Here is a 12,251-nt window from a genome sequence, read left to right on the forward strand (position 1 = left end):
GCAGATCACCAAACTCAAGCTGGTGAAGCGCCAGATGTATGGCCGCGGCAAGATTGACTTGTTGCAAGCTCGCCTGATCGGCTTCACCTCCGGATGATCAGCGAAAGTACGCCAGAGCCAAAGTTGCACGCCGAAACACAGCCCAGTGGGTGACCTCGCCCGGCGGCTCCGCGCAGGTCAACGCAAGGACATCGGGCTCCGTCTTGGTCGAATGGGGCAGCGTGCCGGGCGGACCCGTCTTTTCGCAGACCTTCGACGCCCGCCCGTCGGGCGACGTCCTGGGCACTCACGCGCTCGGCCGAGAGTAGGACGATGCGGGCGCACCGAATGTGCTTGAGAGGGCGATTGCGGTCGTTGGCGATCGCACCCAGCCGTGCCGCGTCGCTCGCAGCTGCAAACACATAGACCGTCGGCGCCATGGCTCAGGCTCGCGCGTTTTGTCGAATGCGCGAATCCGCTATTTGCGCCACTGCCCTACGTAGATACGCTCCTCAAGGTCGCTGGTGGCGCACTTAAGCTCCGAGTTAGCCAATCGTCGCATCGTAAATACAGCTCGGATCAAATTCCGGCGTCATAAGTTCGCCTGCAAAGAATTGCCCGAACGCTTGCGCCTCTTCTGTAGCTACGAGCGGAAACGGGAGCAAAGCAGCGGCGCGCTCCAGACCAAGTATGCCACAGTCGAGCCTTCGCCGCCGCGACCCTAGCGGACATAGATCCGCGCAATGTTTCTCCAAGTCATCTTTTGATACATCCCAGACATGAACGGTATAGCCTCTATTTTTTGATCCATAATCGAATCAAAACAAAGACAGTAGGTGCCTTTCGGGAACGAGTAATCCAAAGCAGCGGCTATGGGTTTTGGCAATGCTTATTGTGACTCTCGGTTATGCCGTGTAGACCATTAATTTCGACAAGGTTTCAAACGTTGAAGTGTCCGATGATAGCTTGTCGGATTTACAAGATTTATAGAGGCCGGCGAACTATAACAATATATTACAAAAATTTTGAATCGACACACCAGCAGCTCGTGATCTCGAAGACGGCAATGGATGAATACGGGATCAACTATTGATCGAGTTGGAATGCATCCGATGCTGAAGGGTTTTGTTCGAGTCCAGTTTAAAACATTAAGGCGCGCTCGGGATCAACTCTTCCTCGCAAGAGATCGGCAAATCCACACATATTGCCGAACAAGCGCCCCCGGCGATCGATGAAGGGTTCCGGCACAACCGAGCGAATGAGGTTTTTTGCAACGTTGCGACAGATCTGAGCAACTGCCTCGCGACTCGTCATAGTTCCCTTTCGAAACATATAAAAAGGATTGACGACCTGCGAATAGCCAAGTCTTCGACCTGCGACCCGACCCTTCTTTACCCCCATATGCACGCCATAGGCGTCCATAGATTTAACCAACCGGCCTCCCTTGGAACCCAGGGCCGCACCAAAATCCCGGTCCTCCAGCCAGCCGTATAGGACTAAGCGCTCATCAAAGCGCAGACTACCAATGGCTGAACGTCTGAAGGCCATATTGCATCCATAGGGACTGAATGGCTCGGCGATCTGACCTGATTTCGGCACTTGGTAAGTCTTTACTAAATGATCAGCTTCCTCGAATTTTAACCCGGGCCCTAATATGCCGTCTGCAAGTACGGCGCCAGTGATACAAACAATGTTCGGTTCTTTTTCAAATAGTTTTGCTACCACATCTAGCCAGTTCGACCCAGGAACAAAATCGTCATCAAAAAACACGACAATGTCGATATCTGTGGGAAGGCAATCAAGAGCAGCGTTACGTTGATTGGGAAGGCCAGTGCCACCTATTATGACGTTGATCTTCGAATTTTCGGCGTATTCCCCGATATCTTCCGCTTTTGTACACGAAACATACACGCAGTCAGGCGCTCTTGTTTGTCCATTTATAATGCGATTCAGGGTGCCGGCGACAATATCCGGTCGTCCTAATGTCGCGATTACCACAGCTACGCGTGCGTTGGCGCCAGAAGCCGAGCGGGATGTTGTGTCCATGACCATAGTGCGGGTGTTGCCTTACTCGTCAGACGTCAAGAAAGGTGGGAATCTCAGCTCGTAGGTTCTTGTAACTGAGCGATCAAACGCGTGAGGCCCTGATTTAGGAAAGTGGCAAAGTGGACTTATCGGCCTTGCCCGTGCACCGATCCGTTCGACAGGTTGATAACCTCATGCAGGTGGACAGGCTCCCCCCTAGGCCTCTGCGACCTCGGTGGTGTTGCGCGCACGACCATACCGGCGTCTGCTACGCGGTACAGGATGGCCCTGAACATCGAGGCCAACACATCCACAAGCTTGGCGCATCGCTTCGGCATGCCGGAGCTCGAGGCCGGCCACCGGTACGTACCCTTCCCGTTGCATTGGATTATCGAAGGGACGGAACTCCGATCCTCAGCCATGCTTTCAACCCCATTATTGAGACGGCCTCGATTCCGATACCGGACATTTGTATCGACGCTTGCCGCGGCATCCGTCGGAACTTTCGGTTCCCACGAGAATCCGGAATGCGTTCCGGGCCGAATTTGAAGTTTCTTCGTCCTGCAACACCGAAGCGATGAGTCTATCGATTGTCGTCTAAGAACCGGCGGATGCCAAATTCCCCCGCGTGGTCCCTTGTCCGATCCGGATACAGCGCCAGTGCACTGACTCGGACGGATCGTTCACGGGCTCGGCTGACGGCGGCGAGGATGTCGGTGGCGGGTTTGGCACAGATGACGAGTCTGGCGCGCCGGCTCTGCTCGGTGGTGGAGCATTTGATGGCGGCCTGCACATCGACGACGCCAGTGAAGGAGCCGCGTTGCACCCGACGACAGTCAGCGCTGAGAAGGAGCCCTCAACGGCGTTGAGCCTCGAGGCCGAGGTCAGGTGGAGTGTGGCGGTCCCGCGCGGGTGGCGAGCCAGCCAGGCGCGCACCTTCGGATGCCTGTGAGTGGCGATGTTGTCGAAGATCTTGGGGATCGCCTAGTCAGGCGGGCCCGCAGCTTCGACAGCGTCGAGGAATCGAACGGACTTGCCGATCCGGTGGCGCCGCACGCGGCGGCCGAGCACGGGACCTGCCAGGACATCAAGGGCGGCAAACGGCGTCGTCGTGCCGTGACGGGTATAGTTGCGGGCCTGGGCGGCGGGATGGCTGGGGGCGAGTGAACGGTCGAAGCGGGTTCACTCCAGGGCCTGGATCTGGCTCTTCTCATCAATGGGCGGCACCACTGTGTGGGCGGCTGGGATCATAGTGAGGCCGACGACATCTTCGACCTTGGCGACGTAGGCGGGGTCACGCGAGCGCTTGAACGGGCCCAGCCGATGCGTTTAGGGGCGGCGCGCCACAGATCCGCGGCAGGGCGCGCAACGAAATTCCGACAACGCAGGCCACGGCTTGGCCGGTCCAGAGGGCGACCTCGCCCGGCGGCTCCGCGGGGGGCAATGCCAGGACCTGGGGCCCCGTCTCGGTCGAATGGGGCGGCGTGCCGGGCGGACCCGTCTTGTCGCAGACCTTCGATGCCCGCATCGGCGACACGCTCGGTCCAGCCGAGGCTCACGTGTTGCGATCCTCGATCTGACCACGACGATCCCTTCGCGGGCGAACCCTCGCCCGACATTGCGCACGCCGTAGACCTGGGTGTTCGTCTCGTACAGGCGCTGGATCGGCCTTGATTGGAAGCACCCTGCCTATCGGCTCGACCTCGCAGAAAGCACGATGGACATCGATGAAGGTGATCGTGCCCGGAACCGCTGGTCCAGCTCCTCAAACGAGCCTCGGCGAGCTCACCCCAATCGTGTTTCCAACTTGGTCCAAACAGGACCAGAACCAGAACGAGCACGGGTTCCAAACGAGGATGTGTAGGGGGCAAGGCCGGACGGGACTGTGGCTTGCTCCAGCAGAGCAAAGGTTTAGCGGCGGCTCCACCCCCGCGGGTTCGTTGCAGCCTGAGGGTGGTTGGGGAATGGGCGACGTGCCGTCGGTACAGCACGCTCGCGCCGGAGCGATCGCCAGACAAGCTGACGTCAGTACGCATCGTCCTCCGCCTGAAGAAAATGGTACAGGACAGCCTGTCGAAAGCCATGGACGTCCTTTTGGCAACGATCCGCGGAGGTGTCGATACCCGCCGCCAGCCTTCCTTCGTCTCGTGTTTAGACGATATATGCTCTTACTATGCTTGAGAACTCAAAGCGTTCCGCTGCGCCGCGCAAAACCCAAGACCAGCAAGTCTAAGCCCGTAAGACCGAAGCATGCCCATCCTGATAAAGTTCGATAATGATTCCGCGGGCGCTCGATTTGCGGTGATTGTCTATCGGAACCTCATTGCCACAACTGCCGGCGAAGTAAAATCTAGTCGGTGATTTGATTTTTTATAAATCACGACGGACGAATAAAATTCATCAACGAATAATAGTCGTTTCGGAACGTGTTCCTCATGAGCAAAAAGAGACTAAACAAGTAAACAAGACCTCCGAGAGAAATCTCTGTCGCGAAAGTTAGCCAACCTTCGCCGCCCAAACTGTCCAACGCATATACGAAAATGCCGGCCAGTGAAGAGGATAGTAAGATCAATGCAAAGGTGTTCAGAAGATCGTTCTTCGCGGCGCCAAGACCGTCGGGGACAGCTACCGTCAACGCTACAGCTTGGATGACATATGATGCTGCCAAAAGCCAAGCTATCGTAAGTGAGTCGAGCAAGATACCACAGAAAATCGAAATAACTCGGAAGATATTGATGAGAACGTTGATCAAGGTGTTTCTGGCAACGATGCCGTTTTTCAATAGAACCTGCCCGCTTAGCCAGGAGGCTCCGGCAATTGCATACGGCACTATCAGGATACGAACAAAAGCTGCCGCGTGATTCCACTGGTCGCCGAGGATAAGAGGTAGAATTTTGGGTGCTAATATTGATAAGATAACCGCGAAGGGTATTAGAATAGTCAAAATGACGCGCGATAAGAAAAGATGCATTCTACCGACATCTGACTGCTGATGGCGGACCGCGTGTGCATAGAAGGCACTCAAGATTGGGTTCGTGACTGACTCACACGAAAATCGAACAAGCTGTAAGGCTAATGTATAAGAGCCAAGTAGTTCGGGACCGAAAAATCGACCAAAGAAGGAATTTTCAACAATTCGACCAACAGTATCGCTGATGCGCATCATGAGCAACCAGCCGCCTATGGAAACATGCTCCGCGAGACTCGAAAATTCAAATTCGAAATAAGGCCGGGATCGCGCTGCCAAATTCAACATGATGGCGCGAATCGCGAGCGACGAGACAAATTGGGCCGCCAAACTCCAGGCGCCCCCGCCGTGAAACGCAACGAATAGGCCAGTTGCGGCTCCCGTGATCAGACCACATAAGTCGGCCGCACAATGGTAAATTAAGTTGCCGCGCCTGATCAATCTAGCATCTGCCACGACTGTAAAAGCAAGTAAGGGAAGTGCGGCCGATAAAAATGCCATCAACCCGATCAGAACGCTTTCGCCAGAAATCCATGCCAACACAAAGCCAGAGGCACAAACAAGCACGCCCATCAGCGAGCAGGTCGCCAACAGCGTCCAAAACGCCGTCGACCACAGTATGCGGTTGTCCTCGCTTTCCCGGGCGAGAGATACGCCCAAGCCACCATCGGCCAACATCATGAAAAGACTCACGGTTGGCAGAGCCAGCGCATAAACTCCGTAGTCCGACGGCGTTAGTATTCTTGCTAGTATAGGTAGCGAGACGAGTTGGAACAGCACCCGGATTATATTGACGACAGTCCCCGCTCCGACATTGGCCGCGAATTGTCTGCTCTGACCCATTTTTGACATTGCACCGGAATTCGATGAAACCTCTGCGGGAGACTCATCAATATCTTCGCCCGCCGCCGACCTTTGAAAATTTATTTCATTGGCTGCGGATGCATTCATTTCCGCGGTCGCGATTATTAAACCGTGTCGGGTGCTGAATGTGTTCTCGATTTCGTGAATAGCAGCATTCAGTTTCGCACTTTCGTCGTCACGCCGATGGCGTTCGTGATCCATATCAGCCCAATCGAGCTGTTCCTGGACGACAGCGCGTGCGGACCTATAAATTTCATCACGATCAGCAGAGGTCGCGATATCGCATTTCGCGATCGTACTGGAAATTATTCTAAAGTATTCATTGACGGTGGCCATTTCGTATTGCGAAGCCGCTTTCAGTCAGTGGGAACGTTGCCTGTAAGCCCGGACATATTGGACCGACATCTCGGCAGGGGAAATCATCTTGTCGATAGGCCAGCCGCCACCAAGCGCAAAATTGACCAAAATATACATCGGCTGACGAAACTCATCAGGCGTGGGGATGTTTAAGTACTCCCGTCGATCGAGATAAAATTTTGTCCGTGTTTCATCTATCAAGACGCCGTAAGTGTGATAGGTGTCAGTCAAAGATTTTGGGGGGACATCTACGACATAGCCCTCGTGTTTCGGCGCCTCTTTTTTCCAGAGATGGATCACAGTATGAAATCCGGCGTTGAACTGGCCGTAATATTCCAGCACATCGATCTCTGTTGATCCATTTGATTTGTCGGAACCGACCAACCAAAATGCTGGCCACGCCCCCTCTCCCTCGGGCAATTTTGCGCGAAGCTCGAAATAACCGTATTTTTGTGTGAAGCCTTGTTGTCCGGGGCCGTCCCGATCGACAGAGCATATCAATCCGGATGTCCATTGTCCGGCCGTCGATTTTCGAGCAATTATCTTAAGGCCCTTTTCGGAGAATTCAAAAGGTCCGTCGGGGCCGGGATCCATGAATCGCGCCTCACCGAAGTCACCATTCCATGGGGTGTGGGCTAACCATTTGGCATTGCTATTATAATTAGAAAATGGAGGCCGTGCTACCACACTCGGTTTCGTAAAATTATCTTCGAATGTGAGTTCCATATTTTTCAGCTCGAGGCTTTCCCCGTCTGCAAGCAGGTGTGCTTGCTCTTCACATACGCCTGGAACAACGGAAGCGCCGACGAAGATGAGAGAGATAAGAAAAATCTTCGATATCGCCTGCGACGCAATCTGAGCTAACATCAAATCCGGCCCTCATTTACTGATCTGCGGTTGATGCTCGAGACGACGCGGGCGGCGTCGTGTTTTTCCGTACGACGACTTGCAAAACATCACCCGGATCCAGTCGCGTCATCAGATTTGCATTGACGCGTTCGCCCGAGTGGGCTCGAACGACAATGTATTCCACGGCGCCTTCGTCATCGGATGTTAGATCTGCCTCGCTGAAAGACTTCGCTTCATCGGTCAGGCTAGTTGCAGTAGCAAGTTTTTGCTGATTTTCATCTAACCGGGATCGGACAGTCGAGATCTCGGATAAGGCATCGGTCTTGAATTTCGTGGTTAATGAAACAATGTCGCGGTCAGCCTGAGAAAGATCTTGTTGGGCTTTCAATGTAGCCAACTGTATATCAAGACGACCCCCTTCCAGAGTAGCGACGCTTTGTTCTGCGGAAATCTGCCGCTGCGCAATGACCATACCTTTTGATGCGAGCTCGTTGACGTTCGCTAAGTCTTTGCGGGTCAGTGACAATTGACGCATAATATTATTGTCTTTAGACTCGAGCGAGGTTAGCTGAGACTGAAGGACCTTCTTGGCTTGATTTATCGTCGCCAGTTGCGCGTCGAGTGCCTCGCGCCGACCGACGAATAGTGACGTCTCTTGCTGCATTGCCAGCTTGACCGCGGGGGAAGTCGCTTGTTGAGTTATCTCTTGCGGATAGGTGATAGAATTTTGTCCGCTGATTTCTGCATTGAGCCGTGCTTGACGTACCAATAGAGCGATTCGCTCTGCTTTGAGAACGCGAGCGTCGCCACTGCCTGAAATTACATCCCTTTCGACCCTGGAGTTGTCTCGGGCACGCCGCATTCCCTCGGCTATACTAATCGCTTGCATCACGGTCAGGGACGGTACGTATTCATATTTTCCAGGGTGCTGGACAGCTCCAGTGACATAGAATGGGCGATACTTGATGATTTGCACTGACGCTGTAGGCGTGGTGGATAAGCCGACCTTATTTTTAAGCTGTGTGCCCACTGCAGTTGCGAGTTCGCCGGTGGTAAGACCCGCAACGGGCACCTCGCCGATGAGTGGCAACGACAGACGCCCATCGGCTCCCACTATAAACTCGCCTGTCAAGGCAACCCATTGATAAGGATCGCCATTTCGTACATCCCAAACTTTGAGAGCAATCCGATCCTCCGGGCCGACTGTGTAGCGTGCTTGTGAATAAGCGTTGGTGGATAGAACGCCCATAACTATCATCTGGAAAAAAAACAATTTGACTGCATGGTATTTCAAAGTGTATTTTCCGTGTTCTGGTAAAGAAGATGCCATAACGCGTCCTTCTATCGTGCTTGTCCCACGGTGAGATATTCGAGTGATATACGCATGTATTAAGCCAACGGTTCTTCCTTCAAATCGCAAGACACTCTGTGGTAAAATAAAAAGCGTGGTCGTGAGAGCAATCGAAAGTTACTCTGTTGCCGTTGAACGGCCGCCTCGTTTCTTGATTGATGGACGATTGATCATAATCCGTGGTTTATTTCAACAAATGATCTTTTCATGGCCGCGCGGCTTGGAGTTTGCACTGTGAAAATCCTGCATGTTTTGAAGCATTGTAACTTAAGCAATGGCCATGTGCATGTGGTTGTAGATTTAGCGTGTGCTCAGTCCTCAAAGGGGCACGACGTGGTTGTCGCTTCAGGAGGCGGCCCATACATTTCTCTTCTGGAAGGACACAAAATCAAACATGTAATGATCCCCCAATCCGTACGTGGTGCGCCCAGGGCAGTGTTCGATTTTCATAGCCTACTCAAAACGGAAAATCCAACCGTGGTTCATGCGCACATGATGGGCTCGGCTGCGATTGCATATATACCGACACGGCTAAGGAAAATCCCACTTGTAACAACCATGCATAATTCCTTTGATAACCATTCTTTCCTTATGCGGTTGGGGGACGTAGTCGTTGCTGTGTCCGAGGCAGAGCGTAAGCTTCTGTTGGCGCGGGGATATAGTGCTGATAAGTTGAGAATGGTCTATAACGGACCGGTTGACTCAGTCAGAAAGTACTTAAACCCGACAAATAGCGTCGTTATACCTGCCAAATCAATTATATCGGTCTGCGGGCTTCATCGGCGCAAAAGGGTGAACCTCATCATTGAGGCGTTTGCTCGTTTGGCTAATAATTATGATGATTGGTATTTGGTGATTGTTGGCGAAGGGCCCGACAAGCAGGAGTTGATAGCTTTGAGCAAGAGCCTTGGCCTTGAGACCCGCGTGATCTTTCAAGGGCATCATCCAAATCCACAGCAGCTTTTACAGCAAGCCGCGATATTCGTGAATTTCCCCGATGCGGAGCCGTTCGGTTTAGCGGTAGCTGAAGCCCGCGCAAGTGGCTGCGCAATAGTGGTGGCTGATATCGGGGGGATGCCTGAAGTCGTGGATTACGGTCGGGCGGGTACTGTTCTATCTGAAGTCGATCCAGAGTCGATCGCTCGTTCCTTGGATGGTTTGATGGCTCATCCGAATAGGCTCACCGAACTTCGTAGATCCGCTCAGACGGACCTCGATCGTTTTACTGCGGTGAGGATGGCGACTAATTACGACGCGGTTTATACGGAGGCTTTATCTCGCGTTGCTAGGCGATAATTACTCAATCTGCGATAAGGGGGTATTGATTTGGATATCACTGTTATCCACTCAATATCGATAATCTGTATCGTTTCTATTGTTGGAAACAGCACTGTAAAGTGAGTCCGTATCCGATCAGTTTTGAGATTATTCAGCTCGACTGCGACGGCACTGCCGGTCCGCTCGGAACCTTGCTCGGTGGTTCCGAGCGGGTCGGTGTCAGATGGTTGGATTTCGTCCCGGTCGATTTGGTGTTGTCCCTGGCGGGCGCGTCTTGCTGCGCAGAAGCCCTTTGATACATGCCTTGGCGTGGCACCGAATTCCGATCGACGGTGACGAGGACTCATAGGGTATTCGCAGTGCGGCACCTGTGATTCGCTTAGGCGAACCGGGCGGATTCGCCATGTCCGCTGCGATATCTCCCTGCGCCGATTTCGATTCCAGCGAACTTTGGTGGCTGACCCGCGTGAGCCGGGACGCCAGCCAGATCCGCGTGCTTCTGGCATTGGCTGCAGTCCCTTGTTGCGGCAGCTGCAGGGAGGCGCCAAGGCTCCCCGCTTAGAGCGTGCAGACGGTGCGCAACCGGATGCTGGCCGTCAACGCAGACGGTCCGACAGGGCTGAACGATCGCATGGCGTTGGCCAATCGGCCCAAGCTGGACGCAGCGCAATGACGGGCGCTGGCACAGCGTGGTGGACGGGCGCCTCAAGGATTTTTCCGCCTGGGTCTACGCCTGCTTTGTTGTCAGCATGGACGAAGGCACGCTCGGCCGCCTGGGGTCAGGCGGAGGGGTTTCTGCAAGCTGATGGTCCGCCCGGGCCACCACGGGCAGGATCCGGCAGCACTCGCCGCGTTCAAACAAACTTCCCTGCTAGAGCTTTGGCGGTTTGGGCTGAATCGGACGGCGGGTTCACGCGGTCCTGGCGCGGTCATTCACTGCCCGTTCCAGGTGAGGAGCGGAGCATGGGCCGACCCAAAAGCCAGGATCTGCGTGAGCCTGTCGTGAGCGCGGCAGGGGCGACCTCGCGTCGGCAAGCGGCCAGGCGCTTCGGGGCCGGGGCCGCGACGGCGGGCCGCTGGATGACGGCACTGGCTACGACCGGGATGGTGGCAGCCCGACCGTAAGGGCGGCGCGCCGCTCCAAGCTCGATCCGCACGAGGCGCTCCCGCGTGACCTGATCGCCGAGCAGGACGACATCACCCTGGAAGAGATGCGGGTCCGCCTGCGGGAGGAATGCGCTCTCCCGGTCGGGCTGGGGACGCTGTAGAGTGTCCTCGACGCGCGCGGCCTGATGTTTGAAAAAAAGCCGGCCCACGCGACCGAGCAGGATCGCCCGGACGTGAAGGCTGCCCGCGAAACGTGGTTTGAGGGCCGCCCGGCCTCGATCCCAGCCGCCTCGTGTTCCTCGAGGAGACTTGGACGGCCACCGACATGGCCCGCACCCGCGGGCGCTCACCGCGCGGGGAGCGGTTGCGCTCTCGCGTGCCGCACGGCCATTGGAAGACCACCCTGGTGGCGGGCCTGCGCCTGTCGGAGATTGCTGCGCCGTTCGTGCTGGACCGGCCGATCAACCACGACGTCTTTCAGACCTCCGTCGAGCCCGTGCTCGTGCCCACCTCACCCCAGGCGCCATCGTCGTGAAGGACAAAGTCGGCGGCCACAAAGGCCCGGGCGTGCGCGCGCTCACCGGAGCCGCCGGCGCGCGCGCCGGACTTCAACCCGATCGATCCTCCGACAGGCTCAGGATGAAGGGGGCTTTCTCCAAGCTCAAGGCGCTGCTGCGCAAGGCCGCCGAGCGCACCGTCGAAGGGCTATGGTCGGCCATCGGACAGCTCATCGACACTGTCACGCCAGCCAAATGCGCCAACGTCTTCGCCGCGGCAGAATACGATCCAGATAAAACAGGAAACGCTCTATCGAAAAAACGATCCGCGCAAGCCTGCCGTCCGGCACAGCGATCGAACTGTGGTCGCAGGACGCGGCTTGCATCGATAATAAGAGCAGTCTGCCGCGGCGCTGGTTACGACGTGGGACACGGCCTCCATGTCCAAGGATCGACGCCCGGCGTATGCTTCCATCTTCGGGCGATCTGTCCGAAAAAGGGAAGGGGCGGGCTTGATCCTACCACGCTGCGATGACGAGGCGATCAGCCTGCACGAGGCGGACATCAACCGCTCCATCGCGCCCCGCGTCCACGCCGTGCTGATATTGGGGCGTGCGGGCCGGCGTGGCGCCCATGACGTCATTGTGACAGACAACCTCACTCTGCCGCCCTGCGTCACCGAACTCAGATCGGTGGCGAACGTCTTGCAATTCAAATGCGACAACTGAATCGGCGATCGGATCTTCGTCTCCTATGACGACATCGTCGACTAGGACTGCTACGCCGAGAATCGTCTCATCAACCAACCTCGAAACTTCATATCCCTCGGCCTGCGCGCGTTGGCCTATCGATTATAACAACAGCCAATTGTTTTAATTGGCTGGTTGCAAAAAGTTATCGAGATCCAGCTTTTGAGCGCCCACAGCCGATCCATGGCGTTTTTTGCAAAGCGCCGATCTGCCAGGAGCGCCGGCTG

Annotated in this window: 6 protein-coding genes and 2 pseudogenes; 3 read left to right on the forward strand and 5 right to left on the reverse strand. The window is 55.4% G+C overall.

All coding sequences use genetic code 11. The annotated features are described in order from the left end of the window. Positions 1-142: 142 nt before the first annotated feature. The 5 genes and pseudogenes from MKK88_RS26925 to MKK88_RS26950 form a co-directional block, all read right to left on the reverse strand. Positions 143-419, reverse strand: a pseudogene (locus tag MKK88_RS26925) (IS630 family transposase); the annotation flags it as partial. A gap of 700 nt (positions 420-1,119) precedes the next feature. Next, positions 1,120-2,025, reverse strand: coding sequence for a glycosyltransferase family 2 protein (locus MKK88_RS26930; RefSeq protein WP_244005306.1), 906 nt, complete (start codon positions 2,023-2,025; stop codon positions 1,120-1,122). Positions 2,026-4,381: 2,356 nt separating this feature from the next. Beyond that, positions 4,382-6,172: an oligosaccharide flippase family protein gene (locus tag MKK88_RS26940; RefSeq protein WP_244005308.1), complete on the reverse strand. Its 1,791-nt coding sequence runs from the start codon at positions 6,170-6,172 to the stop codon at positions 4,382-4,384. A 24-nt stretch (positions 6,173-6,196) separates the two neighbouring features. Beyond that, positions 6,197-7,060, reverse strand: coding sequence for a glycoside hydrolase family 16 protein (locus tag MKK88_RS26945; RefSeq protein ID WP_244005310.1), 864 nt, complete (start codon positions 7,058-7,060; stop codon positions 6,197-6,199). A gap of 16 nt (positions 7,061-7,076) precedes the next feature. Continuing rightward, positions 7,077-8,372, reverse strand: a complete 1,296-nt coding sequence (locus MKK88_RS26950) for a polysaccharide biosynthesis/export family protein (protein ID WP_244005312.1) — start codon at positions 8,370-8,372, stop codon at positions 7,077-7,079. 228 nt (positions 8,373-8,600) lie between these two features. Between MKK88_RS26950 and MKK88_RS26955 the strand changes: the two genes are divergently transcribed. From MKK88_RS26955 to MKK88_RS26965, 3 genes and pseudogenes are all read left to right on the forward strand, one after another. Continuing rightward, positions 8,601-9,689 (forward strand): glycosyltransferase family 4 protein, encoded by a 1,089-nt coding sequence (locus tag MKK88_RS26955; RefSeq protein WP_244005314.1) that lies wholly within the window; start codon positions 8,601-8,603, stop codon positions 9,687-9,689. A 945-nt stretch (positions 9,690-10,634) separates the two neighbouring features. Then, positions 10,635-11,570: pseudogene (locus tag MKK88_RS26960) on the forward strand (IS630 family transposase); the annotation flags it as partial. Positions 11,571-11,787: 217 nt separating this feature from the next. Beyond that, positions 11,788-12,003: a hypothetical protein gene (locus tag MKK88_RS26965; protein ID WP_244005316.1), complete on the forward strand. Its 216-nt coding sequence runs from the start codon at positions 11,788-11,790 to the stop codon at positions 12,001-12,003. Positions 12,004-12,251 lie beyond the last annotated feature (248 nt).

Source organism: Methylobacterium sp. E-005 (assembly GCF_022829725.1).
Classification (GTDB): Bacteria; Pseudomonadota; Alphaproteobacteria; order Rhizobiales; family Beijerinckiaceae; genus Methylobacterium.